The 17,347-nt window shown below is 49.2% G+C and carries 13 protein-coding genes; 8 read left to right on the top strand and 5 right to left on the bottom strand.

What is annotated here, in order from left to right:
- Positions 1-106: 106 nt before the first annotated feature.
- A complete protein-coding gene (locus NST08_RS21530; RefSeq protein ID WP_251537786.1) occupies positions 107-1,498 on the bottom strand; it encodes an ABC transporter substrate-binding protein in 1,392 nt (463 codons plus the stop codon).
- A gap of 392 nt (positions 1,499-1,890) precedes the next feature.
- On the opposite strand from NST08_RS21530, the gene NST08_RS21535 reads away from it, so the two are divergent.
- The 7 genes from NST08_RS21535 (at position 1,891) to NST08_RS21565 (ending at position 10,246) form a co-directional block, all read left to right on the top strand.
- Positions 1,891-3,729 carry a sensor histidine kinase gene (locus NST08_RS21535; RefSeq protein WP_251537787.1) on the top strand — a complete coding sequence of 613 codons (1,839 nt, stop codon included), beginning with the start codon at positions 1,891-1,893 and terminating at the stop codon, positions 3,727-3,729.
- Positions 3,707-5,221 carry a response regulator gene (locus NST08_RS21540; protein ID WP_251537789.1) on the top strand — a complete coding sequence of 505 codons (1,515 nt, stop codon included), beginning with the start codon at positions 3,707-3,709 and terminating at the stop codon, positions 5,219-5,221. Before NST08_RS21535 ends, NST08_RS21540 begins: the two co-directional genes overlap by 23 nt.
- A 127-nt stretch (positions 5,222-5,348) precedes the next feature.
- Positions 5,349-6,635, top strand: a complete 1,287-nt coding sequence (locus tag NST08_RS21545) for an ABC transporter substrate-binding protein (protein ID WP_210095021.1) — start codon at positions 5,349-5,351, stop codon at positions 6,633-6,635.
- Between the two features lie 84 nt (positions 6,636-6,719).
- On the top strand, positions 6,720-7,601 hold the full coding sequence (locus NST08_RS21550) for a carbohydrate ABC transporter permease (RefSeq protein ID WP_007127568.1): 882 nt from the start codon (positions 6,720-6,722) through the stop codon (positions 7,599-7,601).
- Positions 7,598-8,425 (top strand): carbohydrate ABC transporter permease, encoded by an 828-nt coding sequence (locus NST08_RS21555; RefSeq protein WP_251537791.1) that lies wholly within the window; start codon positions 7,598-7,600, stop codon positions 8,423-8,425. Before NST08_RS21550 ends, NST08_RS21555 begins: the two co-directional genes overlap by 4 nt.
- A gap of 118 nt (positions 8,426-8,543) precedes the next feature.
- Positions 8,544-9,326: an endonuclease/exonuclease/phosphatase family protein gene (locus NST08_RS21560; protein WP_210095019.1), complete on the top strand. Its 783-nt coding sequence runs from the start codon at positions 8,544-8,546 to the stop codon at positions 9,324-9,326.
- Between the two features lie 233 nt (positions 9,327-9,559).
- Positions 9,560-10,246 (top strand): G1 family glutamic endopeptidase, encoded by a 687-nt coding sequence (locus NST08_RS21565; RefSeq protein WP_007127565.1) that lies wholly within the window; start codon positions 9,560-9,562, stop codon positions 10,244-10,246.
- Positions 10,247-10,407: 161 nt separating this feature from the next.
- Here the strand turns inward: NST08_RS21565 and NST08_RS21570 are convergent, their stop codons facing one another.
- The 4 genes from NST08_RS21570 to NST08_RS21585 are packed head-to-tail and all read right to left on the bottom strand — an operon-like array spanning position 10,408 to position 15,505.
- On the bottom strand, positions 10,408-12,462 hold the full coding sequence (locus tag NST08_RS21570) for a beta-galactosidase (RefSeq protein WP_341342288.1): 2,055 nt from the start codon (positions 12,460-12,462) through the stop codon (positions 10,408-10,410).
- A gap of 27 nt (positions 12,463-12,489) precedes the next feature.
- Complete coding sequence (locus tag NST08_RS21575) at positions 12,490-13,296, bottom strand: carbohydrate ABC transporter permease (protein ID WP_341342289.1); 807 nt, start codon at positions 13,294-13,296, stop codon at positions 12,490-12,492.
- Entirely contained in the window at positions 13,293-14,168 is an 876-nt protein-coding gene (locus tag NST08_RS21580) for a carbohydrate ABC transporter permease (protein ID WP_251537797.1), read from the bottom strand. The genes NST08_RS21575 and NST08_RS21580 overlap by 4 nt, the downstream gene beginning before the upstream one ends.
- A 26-nt stretch (positions 14,169-14,194) precedes the next feature.
- The gene (locus NST08_RS21585) at positions 14,195-15,505 is read right to left on the bottom strand and encodes an ABC transporter substrate-binding protein (RefSeq protein WP_210095016.1); all 1,311 of its coding nucleotides are present in this window, start codon (positions 15,503-15,505) and stop codon (positions 14,195-14,197) included.
- Positions 15,506-15,773: 268 nt separating this feature from the next.
- Here NST08_RS21585 and NST08_RS21590 point away from each other — a divergent pair, with 268 nt between their 5' ends.
- Complete coding sequence (locus tag NST08_RS21590; protein ID WP_213613509.1) at positions 15,774-17,333, top strand: response regulator transcription factor; 1,560 nt, start codon at positions 15,774-15,776, stop codon at positions 17,331-17,333.
- Positions 17,334-17,347 lie beyond the last annotated feature (14 nt).

Consider the following 17,347-nt stretch of genomic DNA (forward strand, 5'->3'; position numbering starts at 1 on the left):
CTTTTCTCCTGATGATCGTGAAAAGCCGCCTGCCCAAGGCCTCCCTTAACGATCGGGACCTTGAGCAAGCGTTGGCATCCATTTAAACGATTGTGGATGGGCCTGGTTATTTCTCTATAACCTTCTCCGCGCCGACGATCCGGGTAACGTCCTGAGCGTATTTATTCATCGCATCAGCCGGCGAGGTGCCCGTGGCGACCGATTCAACCATCGTTTGGATTTGCGTCGACACCTCCGGATACTTCTCCTGTGCCGGACGGAATTCCGCATTCTGCAAATATTCCGTCGCGATTTCGTTAAACGGCATCTTCGTATACTCCGGATCCTTCGCCACGTCGGCGCGGACCGTAATGTTGCCCGAGGACATGACCAGCTTCTGCGTATTTTCTTTGTTCAAGGCAAACTTGATGAATTCCCAGGCCTTATCCTTGTTCTTGGAGTTGCTTGGGATCGACAGCGCCCACCCGCCGGCCAATGTGATCGAGCCCGGAGCCTGGCCTTGGCTGGTCGGCATCGGCGCGAACCCCAGCACATCCTTATACTCCGGCCAAGGCGCGGCCCCGGTTTCGAGATAGTTGCCCGTAATCCAGGAGCCGTCAAGCGATATCGCCAGCTTGCCTTGCGGCAAATACTCCCGGGATGCGGTATTCCCGGCCTGACCGTTCAATACCTTCGACAGCGGCGGCCCGAGCTTTTCCTTGTTGACCTTCTCCACAAATGTCAGGGCATCCAGGATACCCTGGCTTTTGATGATCCATTTGCCGCTTGCATCATCGTATAACCGCTCGCCCGTTCCGTAGAGCAGCATCTCATAGGTCTGCATGGAAGTCGCTTCGCCGGTCGCCTTGCCCATGTTCATCCAGATCGGCACGATATCCGGCGCCTTCTCCTTAATCGTACGGGCGGCATTCAGCACATCCTCCCAAGTTTTCGGCTGCCAGTCCTCCGGAAGCCCGACCTGCTTGAAAATGTCCTTGTTATACCACAATCCCCGCGAATCCGTATTGTATGGAACGCCGTACACCTTGCCGTCGCTGGCGGTCACGCCCTTCTTCATCGCCTCGATGAACGAGCCGTTGCCCCAGTCCTCCCACTGCGTCAATCGTTCGTCAAGCGGCTCCAGGTAGCCGGCGCTGGCATCGGAGTTCAAAATAAAGGTATCCTCCGTGACGATATCCGGCGCGGTATCCTTGGATTTCAGCGCCAGTGCAACCTTGGCGAAATAGTCGCCTTCGGAGGCCTGGATCGGTGCCGGCCGGATCTCGACGCTTTTGTCCGGAAAGGCTGCGGACATTTCCTTAAGCCATTTATAAAACGAACCGTTCTCGCCGATCCCGTCATCCCGGAACGTAACGTTAATGACGGTCTTTCCTCCGCTATCGGTCCCCCCGCTTCCCGCATCATCGGGCGTATCCTTGCCCCCCGCGCAACCGAACAGCATGGAAACGCTCAGCAAGGTCGTAGTTACGAACCCCAGTCCTCTCTTGAATGATTTCAATTGTTCTCCCTCCCTTTGGCTGCCCCAGCATCTAGTAAATATCCAGATTTTGTATACGCTTACGAGAGCGTATATTCATCTCTATTTACATGACAGCCCGGATATTCTGAACTTTTTTTCGGGGCGAACAACCAAATAATTCTAGTTAATTATCTATTGAATAGATCTAGTGCGGGTTGCTAATATGCACCAAGCTGCATGCCAAATAACCTCCATTTTTTTGGAGTGTTAATGAATATGGCTTGCCGCAATTAACATTTGACCCGTCCCAACTGCCTGAAATCAGGTTTTTATTCAAAATGGATTGAAAAGACGTCCTTGATGACAAATAATGAAGCTGATTACCGCACATATACGGCCAATCAAACTCCATATCTAAGAAAGGTGATCCCATGCCGAAATTGCAGCCGTACTTGCTTCGAAAATTCCACAGATCGAGTTTTCGCAGCAAGCTTGTCTTAACTTACGTGCTCATTATCGTGATCCCGGTCATAACGGCCATGTTCCTGTCGGGTATACAGCTGTACAAGCAGACAAATTCCGATTACGAGGAAATCCTGCAGCAGCTGGATAGCCGGACCCATGTAAGCATCAACGATTTTTTTGCGAATCATGCCCGCTATTCCTTTTTTTATTTAACGAATTTTAAGCTGAGCTCTATTCTGGAAAAGTCCAAGCGTTCTTCAGACAAAGAATATTTTGCGGATGCCAACTACATGTATACCTCCATGGAACAGCTTGTGCTGATTAACGGAAGCATCGCCATGATATCGGTGCTTGCCCCGAATGGAAGCATTTATGGCAGCCAGCCGGAAAAGGCGGGAAAAATCAGAAACACATTGAAAGAAATCGGAGAAAGCCGTCTTAAAAACAATGATTATGTTGTCCATATTTCGAAGGAAGCCGGTACGAAAAGCACCAGTCATCGAATATCCATCGTGCGTTATTTATCCGATCTCAACATACACAGCGGTCAAGAAGGCTATGCAAAAGTCGATATTTACGATAAAGCCATTGAGAATATGCTCGGTGGCATTTCGAATGATGGACTTAAGCTTGGAACGATGATTCTGTCCGGCGAAACGGTTGTCTATTCCTCCAGCGGAACGCTTAGTGGATTAAATGCGGAGCAAGTCCAGTCATTTACATCCCTTATCTCCAGTCCTGCACCTGGAGACAACCCGACTATGCGCATCAACTGGAACAACAAGCCCTATCTGGTCAGCAGCACGGTCAATCCGGCAACCGGTTGGACAATCATCCACTATATCCCTGTCGCACAAATTACCGATACATTTATAAGCAATACATTGAACTATGTGCTCATAAGTATTTTGGCACTCATCGCCGCTTTGGGACTGGCGTTCTTTTTTCACCGCTATTTTATCCAACCGATCTTAAAGCTTAGCGGCACGATGAAAATCGTGGATTCAGAGCATCTGACCCCCACCGTGATTCACAGCCATCGGGAGGATGAGATCGGAAGGCTGATCAACAGCTACAATGCTATGATCGAGCGGATTAAAACAAGCCGAGATTCCGAAATTACGGCAAGCAGCCTGCAGAAAAAAGCGGAGATTAAAATGCTTCAGTCGCAGATCAACCCGCACTTTTTGTACAACACCTTAAATGCCATTCATTCCATTGCCGAGCTCCACCGAATGGAGCATATCTCCTCTATGACCAAAAGCTTGTCCAGTATATACCGCTATAACGTCAAATATGGAGATGTCGTAACGATCGGAAAAGAGCTTGAGAACATCGAGCACTACATTCAAATTCAGCAGATCCGATTCTTCAACAAGTTCCAGGTTGAGTACGAGATCGATCAAGATGTTATTTCTTGCAAAATACTAAAGTTTTTAATCCAGCCGATTATCGAAAACTCCTTCTACCATGGTTTGGAGCCAAAAGGCGGTACAGGTAAGCTTCGATTAACAATCCGGAAACGCCACCGGTTTCTTTATATTTGCGTTTATGATGATGGTGTCGGCATCTCGAAGGAGAAGCTGAGTGAGCTGAAAATGATGCTGATGCAGGACCCGCAGGAGATGGTGGAGAACCTTGACCAGAACTTCGGCATGAGAAACGTTTATGCCCGGATTAAGCATTTTTACGGTGAAAGCTCCTGGATGAATATCAAGAGCGAAGAGAAAGCCGGGACCACCATTATGATACATATTCCGTACAACAGGGAGATGGACACCGATGAGAATATTAGTGGCAGATGATGAGTTCTTCGCCAGGAAAGCGATTCTACAGATGATACAGGATTGGGACGGAAGTGTGCGAGTAATCGAAGCTGAGGATGGCACTGCTGCTCAGAATGTGATCGATGAAGCGTTGCCTGACCTTGTGATCACAGACATTCGCATGCCGGGGATGGATGGCATTCAGCTGGCAGCCTATATCCGAAAGAATCACCCTTCCATGCCTGTCACGATTATTAGCGGATACGAAGATTTCACTTACGCACGCGAAGCGATTCAATATAAGGTGGAGAACTATTTGCTCAAGCCCGTAGATCGGCAGGAGCTAAACTCGTTGCTGAATAAGTTGAAGATGCATCATGCCGAGCGCCGCGAAAACCATATTGAGCAGGCAATGCTCGCCTGCTTCTATGAACCGTCCGATCATCGAAGCTTGCTGACTCTTGAGTCTGCCTTCGAGCTCAACAGCAGCTCTGCATTTCATACGATCGTGTTTGTGCATCCCCCTTCCCAGAGCAGGGAACTAAGGGAAATTTCCAAAGAGGTGTTCGGGAGTCACCACCTTCGTTCCATACTGATCACGGATCAATTTCAGCCTCAGCTTCTGATCGCATGGATCCAACCACAGTCCGCAGCCAATCAAGAAGGACAGGTCAGCCTCCACTTCCTGTGCGACAGAATCGCCCGTACGCTGAGCGAACGGACGGGATTGACCTGCACTGGCATTGGAATCAGCTCTGCGCTAAGCGATCTGCGCCAGCTGGACACATCCTTAAGGGAAGCCAAGCTTGCGGCATTGCAAAGCTTCTTGAACGGCATCGGTCAACCTGTACGGATCGAGCATATTGGCCAGATTTATCATTATGATGCGGCGTACATTCAGGAATGGACGAGCATATTCAGCCAGCAGGCAGGAAGCTATCAAATGGCCAAAATGGAGAATATGATCCATTCCTGGCTTGCCGATTGCATCAAGAAGCAGTTCTCCGTACATATGGTGCAAGACTGGCTTGCTGCGACTGTCAATATAATCAATACCATTATTGGACGTTCCTGCAGCGAAGCTTGCTCCTACCTGGAACAACGGAGTCTCTTCGAATTCGCATCGATCCATGAAGCCTGTGATGAGCTGATTGCGAAGCTGCGTGCGGTTGTTGAGCAATTGAGCCAAACCGAACCAAATCGGGATATCGTTCAGGACATTAAAGAATTTGTCGAAATGAATTACAAGAACAAAATCGTCCTGGATGATCTTGCGAAGCAGCGGTATTTTGTCGATCCCAGCTACCTCAGCCGGTTATTCAAACGAAAATGCGGAGTGGGATTCGCCCAGTATCTGTTGTCTGTACGAATGGAAAAGGCCAAAAAGCTGCTGGAAAGCGAAACCTATCAACTGCCGATTGCAACGATTGCCAGCGAGGTCGGCTTTAATGACTATTCTTATTTCATCCAGATGTATAGAAAGGTTTACGGTGCTACGCCGGGAAAAGACCGAAGCAATAAAAAAATATAGGCTGGAATGTGATGCAAAACTACAGATTTATCCTATTCAGACAGTCAGTTTATTCCTATTTTCAGCATGCGACTCCTTGCTACAATGAAAGCGTTCTCGATACAGACATCACTCAAAAGGAGCTGAAATGATGAAAAAGGGGTTTATGAAAAGCGGATTGGCAGCACTGATCTCGCTAGCCATGATGACAGCGGCCGGCTGTGCTGGCGGAGGCTCAAAAAATGCGGAGAACGAAGCAGGCAGCAACAACGCGAACTCCGATGGTGCACCCGTCAAAATTGAATACTTTCAAATGAAATCAGAGGCCGTCAATGTTGTCAACGAGCTAATCACAAAATTTGAACAGGCTAACCCGGGCATAAAGGTGGAACAGAACAATGTGCCGAATCCTGAAAATGTATGGACGATGAGGGTTTCGACCAATGACGCCCCTGCGGTTTTCACCCATTATCCTCACAATCCCATTTTCCAAAAAATGGCCAAGGAGGGCCGCGTCGTTGACCTGACCAATGATCCGCTCATGAATAACGTCCAGCCTGCCATTGCTGACTTGAGTAAAATCGACGGCAAAAATTATATGGTCCCGATCGGGTTGGCTACACTGGGGATGTATTATAACAAAGATATTTTTGAAAGCCAGAATCTTCAGATTCCAACAACTTACGCCGAACTGATCGAGACGGCCGAGAAGCTTCAGGCGGCAGGCATCACACCGTTTTACTTCCACGATAAGGATTTTAACGGCATCCGTCAGGAGGTCGTCTACAAAATGGGACAAACGATTCCAAACGTCGAGTCATTCCTTGATGATGTCATGAACGGCAAGGCACACATCACGGATAATCCGGCATTCAAGCCTTTTGCAGAAAATCTGCTAACGCTTCGTCAATACGGACAAAAAGACAATATGGGAACCGGCTATGATGACGCGCTTCGTGATTTCGCCAACGGTAAAACTGCGATGTGGTTCACAGGCATTTGGGCAATCAAAGAAATTAAAGAGTCCAATCCCGATCTGAATTTCGCCATGTTTCCGCTCCCGACCGAAAACCCTGCAGATTTAAAGACACAGGTATCCGTTGATACGGCCATTGGTATTCCAGCTGAAGGTAAAAATCAAGAAGAAGCCCGAAAGTTCATTGAATTTATGTCCACGAAGGAAAACGTAGAAACCTATTTAGGTACCGCCGGCTATCCTTCCGGTATCAAGGATGTGGAATCAGGGCTTCCTGAGATCAGCTCACTGACACAGCTGATATCGGACGGCAAGGTATATCCTACAATCGAACGGCTGTGGCCTCCAGGGATCAATGCCGATGTAGGCAAAGCAACACAGGAAATGTTCCTTAATAAAGATGTTGACCAATACCTGAAAACCCTCGATACGATATTCTACAACAAGTTTAATCAATAAAACATGCCAATGAGGCGAAAAACCTTGGTTATGAGGCACCACTCCAGGATTCTTCGCCTCTCTGCCTGATGGGAGGGCTAACGTATGAACATTCGCGGGTTAAAGCCGGGTACCGTCTTTTTCATGATGACCTTGCCTGCGGTACTGCTGTATTGCTTATTCTTCCTCGCCCCGGTCTTTATCGGATTCTATTACAGTCTGACGAACTGGGACGGGTTCTCCCTATCGTATGACATGGTCGGCTTTCAAAATTACATTGATATATTACAAGATAAACGTTTCTTGAACGGCCTAAGCTTCACCTTGCTGTATACCGTTATTGTCGTTTTTGGAAAGCTCAGCGTTGCACTTGTACTCGCTCTCCTGCTGAGCCGTCCCCTGAAGCTTCGCGGCCTGTTCCGGTCCATCTACTTCTTCCCGGCCGTGCTGAGCATGATTACCGTCGGCCTGATGTTTAACCAGTTCTTCTACTCCTTGTTTCCGCCTATAGGAGAAAAGCTTGGGATCGAGTGGCTGTCGCTTAATTTGCTTGGCAATCCCGACACAGCTATCCTGGGCATTGCGTTAACAAACATCTGGCAGGGCTTTGCGATCCCGATGGTAATCTTTATCGCCGGCTTGTCCAACGTGCCGAAGGATATTATCGAAGCAGCTGTTATAGACGGCGCATCGCCTGTACAACGTTTTTTCTCGATTACGATTCCATACCTGATTCCGATGCTGACCGTCAATGTAGTGCTTGCCGTTAAAGGCGGCCTTACCGTGTTTGATTACATCGTAGCCATGACAAATGGCGGACCTTCCAAGTCGACAGAATCGATGGGCTTCCTTATTTACCAGCATGGCATGAGCGAGATGAAATTCGGGTACGGAACGGCAGAAGCTATCTACGTATTTATCCTGATTGGCGTCCTCTCGTTCATACAGATTAAGCTTTTGGCCCGGAAGGAGGTCGGACAGCAATGAAGACGCGATTGCCGTTTAGAATCATCAGTTATGCTGCGCTTGCGATCGGTGCATTGTTCATACTGGGTCCGCTCAATCTGGCGCTTTCCATTTCCTTAAGGACCCGGGACGAGACAACATCGAATTTTTTCGCTCCGCCGACCCGCCTGTACCTGGAGAATTTTTCGACCGTCATCAACAAGGCCAACTTCTGGGGAATGCTTCAGAACTCCGCATTTATAACCATCATATCTCTTCTGTTCATGCTGATTGCCATTCCGATGGTCTCTTATGCCATCTCGCGAAACATGAACAAGCTGTATTTCAAGTGGGTGTATACGATCATCCTGATGGGGATTTTCGTCCCCTTCCAGGCTATTATGCTGCCGATTTACAGACATATGGGCAATTTGGAGCTTTTGAATCAGACGGGATTGATTATGATGTACGTTACCCTGTCCTTTTCACAAGGCTTGTTTCTAGGAGTCGGCTTTCTTAAAAATATTCCGCTTGAGCTCGATCAGGCCTCAAAAATTGACGGCTGCGGCGTCTGGTACACCTTCAGCCGGATTATATATCCATTGATGCTTCCCATCATCGCTACGATCCTCATATTGAACAGTCTTTGGATTTGGAATGATTTCCAACTCCCGCTGATCATGCTGAACCGACATCCGGATTTTTGGACACTGCCGCTGTTTATTTACAATTTTAAGACGGAGACCAGCTTTGATTATAATCTGGCTTTTGCAGCCTTCTCACTGTCTATGGCCCCGATTGCAATTCTGTACGTTTTTACGCAAAAGTATATTATCGGCGGCTTGACGGAAGGCTCCATCAAATAAAGATGAGCGGATGGCTGCGCATGGTCCGCATGTCATTGATGAAGTCCATCAAAGCGGATATAGTAGTATTATTCCGGCCTCTTGTTGGCTAGATCATAGTAGATGGGAATGACATGACATGAATGTGATAACAATGACCTTCAATTTACGCGTGAATGTGGACAGCGACGGCAGCAACGCTTGGCCTCACCGGAAGCATCGAGCTGCAGCCGTCATTACAGACGCATCCCCCGATCTGTTCGGAACTCAGGAGGGCTCCGGGGCGATGCTGCGGGATCTGGACGAAGCTCTGCCCGAGTACGGCAGAATCGGAACGGGACGGATGGGACAAGGCGACCGGGACGGAGAACACTGCGCGATCTATTACAAGCAAGCCGATTTCTCTATCCTGCAGGAAGGGCAGTTCTGGCTGTCCGAAACGCCGGAGAAGCCGGGAAGCCTCGGCTGGGACGGCAGCTATCCCCGAATTTGCACATGGGGGCTGTTTCAGAGCACGAAGGACACTGGCGTACGTTTTTACGTCGTGAACACGCATTTTGACCATATGGGCGCAGTTGCGCGGCAGGAAAGCGCCAAGCTCATTCTCGATCATATTCAGCGTCTTAGAAAGGAAGAATCGCTTCCGGTTATTCTTATGGGCGATCTGAATGCAGGTCCCGGTGAAGCGGAAATCGCGATACTGCGGGAGGCGCTTCAAGACGCCTACGAGCTTCTGGACGAACCGGCAGGCCGCACATTCCATGATTTCAAGGGTGGACTCGAAGGCGAACCGATCGACTATATTTTTACGACACATGATGTCGAGATGGTGGAGACGATCATTTACCGGGATACTTACGACGGGGCCTATCCGTCCGACCACTACCCGGTGTCGATGAAGTGGAGAGCAGCATCCGTTTAGAAAGAGTCGGCAACCTTACGTCCTTCCTGTCTCTTTCTCGGTGAGCGACAAAATTAATACAGGGGCAGCCCCAAAGCCATCATGATTCGATGACTTATGGGTCAGCCCCTTTTTGATCCGAAAAATCCATCCCGTAAGCCCGCCTGCTTCTAAACCTTTCTAGCAGAAAACCCATACCACCGCGGCCTCAGCATCATTAGATATATTATCAATCTATTAAAGGCGGTGGATCTATGGGAACCGTTGCTAGAATGAGCACACATCACATCTGCCGCTTTGAATCCGCGGCCAAGCCGCAGCGAAACATCGGGTGGATTTCGAATAATTGGTCCGGCTACAGCATCAAGGGGGCAAAAGGTGCGTTTAGGCGAATATCCGGGGAGTGGAATGTTCCATTTCTTCGCCCAAGTGGAGGCTCTTCCTATTCATCCGCTTGGATCGGGATCGATGGCTTCGGCAACCAAAGCTTGATTCAGACGGGCACTGGCCATGATCTGATAAACGGCAAGCCTTATTATTATGCGTGGTGGGAGATCCTTCCTGCCGCAGCAACCTTAATTCCGCTGCCTGTCCGTCCGGGGGACCGCATGTCGGCCGTCATTGCCAAAAAGCGCGGGAGCACCTGGATTATCTGCCTCCGGAATGTGACAAAAGGCTGGACGTTCCGTATAAGCCGCCGATACCGCGGTCCGCAAACCTCTGCGGAATGGATCGTGGAGGCGCCGCTGGTAGGTGGCATACTCTCCAGAATGGCTCGTCTATCCGACGTCGCTTTCTCCCGGTGCCGCGTAAATGGCAGCAATCCTAAGCTGAAAGCACGCCACGGAGGGCTTATGCTTCAAAATTTGACGATTACTGCAATTCCATCGGACCCTTCTCCTTGCGGAGACGCTTTCGTCGTGAAGAGCACCCTTCGGTAATGACAGTTCGAAAGCTATAGGTTCGGCCATGAGTCGCAAATCGCTGCGCGAATACTGGCAGAAATCGTGTTTCATGAAAGGAAGCCGCGAAACCCCTTGGTAAAATCAAGGGTTTCGCGGCTTCATATTTTCGAGAAAATATTATTTACAAATCAATTCAGCTATCCTACACTGCGCTCAGCCACAAGAACACCATATGCCTTCAGGTTCCAAGCTGCATTCAATCCATCATCGCTTGTAACCGGCTGCCACGCTGGACCCAGCGCCGGCATAACGACCTCTTTGCCCGAAAAATTATGAACGAACAGATACTCCTTCTCCTCGTTGGAACGTACCGTTGTGTATACGCCTTCAGGCATAACCGCTGTTACCGGCTTATATAACGATGCAGCTGCCGCTATATCCCTGTAGAAGTCATCGTAAAAGCCATCCTCAAAATGGCTGGACACATAGTAGCACACGCCCTCACCATATGTATGTCTGGTCAGTGCAGGACGGCCCGCATAAAAATCATCCTGGTACACCATCAATGCTTCGGCGCCCTTTAAATGAAGCAGATCACAGAGCTTGCTGCAGGAATAAGTGCCTGCGAGCGATGACTGGTCGAGACCGGCTATATGCTGCACAACTTCTCCGGCATTTTGTTCATGATCATATAAGCCGTCAATCTCCTCGCTGACGACACCCGCCACATCGCTCAGTTGATGGGGCGCTTCCCCTTGGAACACCAGATCATTCTCATTCACGATCCCGCTCCAGTAAGTCAGCACCAAGGTTCCTCCCTGCTCAACGAAGGCGCGAAGCTTGCGCTCGAATCCGCAGCGCAGCATATAGAGCATGGGAGCGATAACCACTTTGTAGCTGTCTATATCGCATTCCATATCCACGAAGTCCACCGTAATTCCCTGCTTCAGCAGCGCCCGGTAATGGGACTGAACTTCTTCGATATACCCCATTCCTTTGTTGCGCGGTCCTTGGGAGTCTTCAATCGCCCATTTATTTTCCCAATCATAGACGATGGCTACTTCTGCGCGGCTTTCGGTCGCCGCAACGGGAGACAGCTTCTGAAGCATATTTCCGAGATCGGTGACCTCTTTAAATACACGTGTATCCGGGCTGCCGTCATGGGAGACGACCGCTCCATGGAATTTCTCGCTGGAACCGCGGCTTTTGCGCCACTGGAAATACTGCACAGAATTGGATCCGTGAGCGATGGCCTGCAAGGAAGACAGGATGTGCATCCCCGGCTTCTTCAGCTTCGAGACGCTCTGCCAATTCGTCATGCTCGGCGAGCTTTCCATAAGCAGAAACGGCTGGCGCTTGATTGATCGCATCAAATCATGATTCATGGCGGTGTCTACGGCAATCTCGAAATCGGACTTCTTGTGCCAGGTTGGATAGCTGTCCCAGGATACGATATCAATCGCATCCTTGAACTTAAAGTAGTTCAGGCCATTATAGTAGTACATGAAATTGGTCGTAGCCGGCAGCTCCGGATTCACGGATTTCACAACCGCGATTTCATGCTTCATGAAATCCAGGGTTTGATCCGACACGAATCTTCGCCAGTCCAGATTCATCCCGTGCGTCGCGTTTTCTCCGTGGGGTGCAGGGGATTCAATCTGGGACCAATCGCTATACGTATGGCTCCAGAAGGTGGTCCACCACTCTGCATTCAGCTTGTCTAACGTACCATATTTCTTCTTGAGCCAGCCTCTGAACGCTTCCTGGCACAAATCGCAGTGGCATTCTCCGCCGAACTCGTTGGAAATATGCCAGAGCTTCACGGCTGGATGATTCCCATAACGGGCAGCGAGTCTTTCATTCACCTGCTTGATCTTCTCGCGGTAGATCGGAGATGTATAGCAGTGATTATGCCGTGCCCCATAAAGATTGCGATGCCGATCACTTGAAACGCGAAGCACCTCGGGATATTTCTGTGCCATCCATACGGGACGGGCTCCAGAAGGCGTCGCCAGAAATACGGAGATTCCGTTCTCATGCAGCGAATCCAGGATTCGGTCCAGCCACTCCCAATTATATTTCCCTTCCTCGGGCTCCAGCACGGCCCATGAGAATATCCCTACCGACATGACATTGCAGCCGGCCTTCTTCATCAATTCAATATCCGATTGCAGCACCTGCGGATCATGCAGCCATTGTTCCGGATTGTAGTCCGCCCCGTGCAGTAAGCCATTTTTGAATTGCGTAAGCATGTTTGTCGATCACCTCCGGTTGTTATATTACTTCACGGATCCAAGCATCCCTTGCACGAACTGCTTTTGCAGCAAGAAGAAGATCAGGACCGTCGGGAGCGTCGTGATCACGATGGCAACCATGATCATCCCGTAATCCGGATTATAAGAGGAAGCGAGTGACGAGACAATAAGCGGAAGCGTCTTCTTATCCGGCGTTTGCAAGGCAATGAGCGGCCACATGAAGCTGTTCCAGTAGTTCATAAAGGTTATGATCGCGGCTGCCGCGTACGTCGGCTTCATCGTCGGCATATAGACATGTGTAAACAACCGCCATTCGCCGAGTCCATCTACCCGTCCTGCCTGCAAGAGCTCACGCGGGAATGATTTTGTGTTTTGCATAAAGAAGAAAATCATGAACGCCGTCGTTATGGTTGGCAGAATCACGGCCGTTGGCGTATTGAGCATCCCCATCGAGCTGAACATACGGAACAGCGGAACCATTACTGCCGCGAACGGCATCATCATGGACAGCATCAGGATGCCGAACAACCGGTCCTTGCCCTTCGTCCGATAAATCTCAAATCCGAATCCGGCCATGGAGCTTAGAATCAAGGTACAGACCGTGCCGATCACCGCAATCATTGCGGAGTTCCAAAAGGCCCCGCCCAGGTCCGTCATATCGAGAAGCTTGTTCATATTGGTAGACAGCTCCGATCCGAAGCTGAATTTGCCCTTTACAATGTCGGAGGAGCTGTTCGTCATGCCGATCAGCATCCAGACAAAAGGAAACAAAGAAACCACCGATGCAATGATTAGAAACAGATGGATAGCTGCTGCCGAAACCTTCCTCATTTCTTCTCACCTCCGACCTTCAGCTGGAGAAAGGCCAGCACCGCAACCATAATGACGATGGCGTAGGATACCGTTGCCGCATAGCCGAAGTTAGGCGTATACATGAACGACAAGTTATAGATGTATTGGGAAATCGTCATCGTGGAATTGCCGGGTCCGCCGTTCGTAATGTTCACAACCTCATCGAACAATTGCAAGGTACCGTTCGTCGAGATGATCGCCGTGAACAAGATGATCGGCTTCAGCATAGGAACCGTAATGCTGAAGAATTGCCGCGTTTTGGATGCTCCGTCTATTGAAGCCGCTTCATAGACGCTTGGGTCGATATTTTGCATCGCTGCTAGATAGAAGATCATATTGTAGCCTGTCCAGCGCCACGTAATCGCTGCAATTATAGCAACTTTCGCCCACACCGGGTCCATGAGCCAGGCGATCGGCTCATGGATGATGTGAATCGACATCAGCATCCGGTTCAGAATTCCATCCACTGCAAATATGCTCTTGAACAGCACAGCGTACGAAACGAGCGAGGTTACGCACGGAAGAAAGATGGCGGTACGGTAAAAGCCTTTGAATTTAAGGCCCGGCATGTTCAAGAAGTATGCAATGACCAGACCCAGCATGAGCATGATCGGAACTTGAACGACCAAGTATAACAGCGTATTGAGCACAGCCTGCTTGAACATCGGATCCGAGAACAGCCGTGCATAATTGCTCAGCCCGACATAATGGTACACATTCCCTTTTCCCGACTGAAACGATAACAACAAGGATTGAATCATGGGATAGAAGCTGAACAATAAGAGGAGCGCCGAAGGCAGCAGCACGAACTGCCATCCCATGAGATTCGATTTATTCCATTTACTGCCCATTTCTTACCACCTGCTGACTTTTAAAATTATTGCACTTGCTGTTCGAACAATTTCTGAATGTTAGCCAAGCTTTGGGTCAGGTCGGATCCATTCAAAATGTTAGGCAGTTCATTTTTCAGTGCATCTTTTGCTTCTTGCGTGTACATGCCCAGAGAAATGCCCGGTACTTCGGTAGACCATTTCGTGAAATCGGTATAGATGGCTTGTCCGCCGAAAAATTCCGGTGTCTGGCTGTAAGCTTCGCTGGAGAAGGAAGGAATGTAGGAGCCGACGCCGCCGTTTTCTTTCAGGAAGCGCTCGTAGAATTCACTGCTGCCGCCAATCGTCTTCGCCAAGAAATCGATCGCCAGATCCTTGTTCGCGGAGCCTTCCAGGACGAACCAGCTGGAGCCGCCTTCGTTCGAAGCGTTCACGGCGCCCTCCACATTCAATCTCGGAATCGGAGCCACTCTCCATTTGCCGCTTTGATCCTTAGCGTCCATGATCGAGGAAATCTGCCATACGCCGGATACGACCGTCGCTACATCGCCGGCGTTGAAGCTGCCTACAAACTCGCTCCAGCCCGTTACCGGCTTGGCAATTCCGGAGTCGGCAATCGCTTTGTACACACGGAGCGTCTCCGTCATGACCGGATTGTCAACAAAATTGCCTTTGTTATCCGGCGTGATGTACCAGGATCCGCCGGATTGAAGCAGGATCGAGGTCAGCGCTTCGTCGTTCGGGTTAATGGTCGACATATATTTCCCTGTCTTTTCCTTTACGACTTTGCCGATTTCAATGTACTCATCCCAGGTGATGTTCTCTAGGTCCTCCGCCTTGAATCCGGCCTGCTCCAAATAATCGGAACGGTAGAACATGCCGGTGACCCCGATATCGAACGGAACGCCGTATACTTTTCCATCGATCGTAAGCGCATCCACTTTGTACGGGGAAAACTGGGAATAATCAACCTTATCCGTAAAGTCTGCAAATGTGCCTGGATAAGCGGTTACATATTTCTGAATATTCGGATCATTCACCAGAATGATGTCCGGAAGGCCTTCCTTAACGCCGGAAGCCAGGTTGGTGTTCAGTTTTTGCTCCAAATCCGTTTTTGCCATATCTACGACTTCCAGTTCAAAGCCCGGATTTTCTTTGGCATACAATTCTTCGGCGATTTTCAGGGCAGCTCCGTTAAAGGACGGATCCCATGCCCATGCCACAACCTTCTTGCTTGCGGAGCCTCCTTCACTTCCTGTTCCCGATTGGCCTGAATCCGATGACTTTGAAGAGCCGCAGGCCGCCAATAACGAAGCTGTCATGGAGACGAGCAGCAATACGGATAGCAATTTTTTCAATCTGTACAACCCCTTTTGTTCATATATTTTGTAAGCGCTTCATGATCCGATCTCTATTCTATGTCATTCAAAATAGGGAAGTATAATTCATATTCAAGCTAAAATCGTATTAATTATGGCCCTCTTGTCAAACGCCTGTTTATTATAGTAAAAATTATGGGTCGTAGAAATAATTATTGCATGTTGGATTCATTCAAAGCTCCATCATACCTTTATCTTTCACATTGGTATATGATGAGGAAATAAGAAATTGCAACGAGGTGTAATCATGGATAACCCTATCGCAACCTATCGGGTCATGATTGTGGATGATGAAGCCATTTTACGTGCCGGCATATTACATCTATGTAATTGGAGCGAATATGGAATCGAGATCGTCGCCCAAGCTGCGAATGGTCAAGAAGCGCTTCAGCTGATCGAAGCGGCCGACCCCCATGTCGTAATTACCGATATTGTCATGCCCGTGATGGACGGCGTGGAGCTGACCAAGACGATGCGTGCACGGTATCCCGACATCAAGATCGTCGTGTTAAGCAGCTATAGCGAGTACAATTATGTGCGCGAAGTGTTTAAATACGGGGTTACGGACTACTTGCTCAAACCCAAAGTATCGGCAACCGAACTCGTCTCGCTCATTCAGTCCTTATGCAGCAGCATGAATTTGAACAGCCCTGGCAGCCAGCCGGCGAAAAAAGATCCCGCGCTTATGCTGGGCCGATGGCTGGATCACGAAACGGATCAGGAAGTCAGGGACGATATCAGCCTGGAGCTTCTTCACATTTTCAATCGAAAGCATTTCATCATAGCCAAAGCAAGCACAGCCCCGCTCTTATCCCGGACGAAATGGACGCAGAGCCAAATCGAGGATCGGATCATTGGCCTGGCCTCTGAGCAGTTAGCGGGTCTGGCACATTGCTGCGCGTTCCTGAAAAATGAATCGCTTCTGCTCGTTAATTATGATTCTTCGCAATCCGTAGAAGTCATCGCCGCCTTGCGGCGATTCGCGGAGCGTGTCAAGGATTCGTTGAAATATATATGCTATGTCCTCTCGCATCCATTTGATCATTTCCGCTCCCTTAAAGGGGAGCACGAGAGATTATCGTCACATCTCGGAAGGCTGTTGTATTTTAGCGGGCAAGCCATGGTGGCTGAAGACGAGATTACGATTAGCGGCGAGAAAACCAGCTTCGATGAACGGCAATATATCAGCACGCTGCGCACGTTTTCGACGGACGAATCGATCGCGATGATAAGAGCGCTTTTCTCTGAGACGAAGGCTCATCTCTCGTATGACGAATACAGCTTGAAGCGGCTATGCCAGAATCTGGTTTACTCTACCCTTTTTACACTGGAGCAGCTCAAACAGCCGATCGCCGAGCTTGGCTCCTCCAAGCTGAAGCTCTTCAAAATGATTGATCTTGCCTTTGATATCGAGGAGCTGGAACATATCATGGTTCAATTTCTGGAGAAGGTTAGACATGTCGTTCAAGGCAAGGATTATCGGCAATCGATCATACTGCACCAGATCTATGAATACGTAAATGAACATTATGCCAATGAAATTTCATTATCGGAAATGGCAAACGCGCTGCATTTGAACTACACCTATTTGTCGTCGTATTTTAAACAGCGCACCCAAGAGAACCTTACGTCCTATATTAATCGGGTTCGCACGGATAAGGCCAAGGACCTTCTGCTGGATCCATCGCTTTCCGTGTCGGAGATCAGCCGCCTGACCGGCTTCTCGGATCATAACTATTTCTCCAAAGTGTTCAAGAAGATGACGGGAATGACCCCCGTCGAATACCGCCATCAAATCTCTCATTAAAGAAAAAGTCAGGT

The organism is Paenibacillus sp. FSL K6-1566 (genome assembly GCF_038050475.1).
GTDB lineage: Bacteria > Bacillota > Bacilli > Paenibacillales > Paenibacillaceae > Paenibacillus_AQ > Paenibacillus_AQ lactis.

What these genes read in the sequence shown, in the direction of transcription:
- NST08_RS21560 (WP_210095019.1), top strand. Translation starts at nt 8,544, where the DNA reads ATGAATGTGATAACAATGACCTTCAATTTACGCGTGAATGTGGACAGC.
- NST08_RS21540 (WP_251537789.1), top strand. Translation starts at nt 3,707, where the DNA reads ATGAGAATATTAGTGGCAGATGATGAGTTCTTCGCCAGGAAAGCGATT.
- NST08_RS21545 (WP_210095021.1), top strand. Translation starts at nt 5,349, where the DNA reads ATGATGAAAAAGGGGTTTATGAAAAGCGGATTGGCAGCACTGATCTCG.
- NST08_RS21565 (WP_007127565.1), top strand. Translation starts at nt 9,560, where the DNA reads ATGGGAACCGTTGCTAGAATGAGCACACATCACATCTGCCGCTTTGAA.
- NST08_RS21590 (WP_213613509.1), top strand. Translation starts at nt 15,774, where the DNA reads ATGGATAACCCTATCGCAACCTATCGGGTCATGATTGTGGATGATGAA.
- NST08_RS21575 (WP_341342289.1), bottom strand. Translation starts at nt 13,296, where the DNA reads ATGAGGAAGGTTTCGGCAGCAGCTATCCATCTGTTTCTAATCATTGCA.
- NST08_RS21550 (WP_007127568.1), top strand. Translation starts at nt 6,720, where the DNA reads ATGAACATTCGCGGGTTAAAGCCGGGTACCGTCTTTTTCATGATGACC.
- NST08_RS21570 (WP_341342288.1), bottom strand. Translation starts at nt 12,462, where the DNA reads ATGCTTACGCAATTCAAAAATGGCTTACTGCACGGGGCGGACTACAAT.
- NST08_RS21535 (WP_251537787.1), top strand. Translation starts at nt 1,891, where the DNA reads ATGCCGAAATTGCAGCCGTACTTGCTTCGAAAATTCCACAGATCGAGT.
- NST08_RS21580 (WP_251537797.1), bottom strand. Translation starts at nt 14,168, where the DNA reads ATGGGCAGTAAATGGAATAAATCGAATCTCATGGGATGGCAGTTCGTG.
- NST08_RS21555 (WP_251537791.1), top strand. Translation starts at nt 7,598, where the DNA reads ATGAAGACGCGATTGCCGTTTAGAATCATCAGTTATGCTGCGCTTGCG.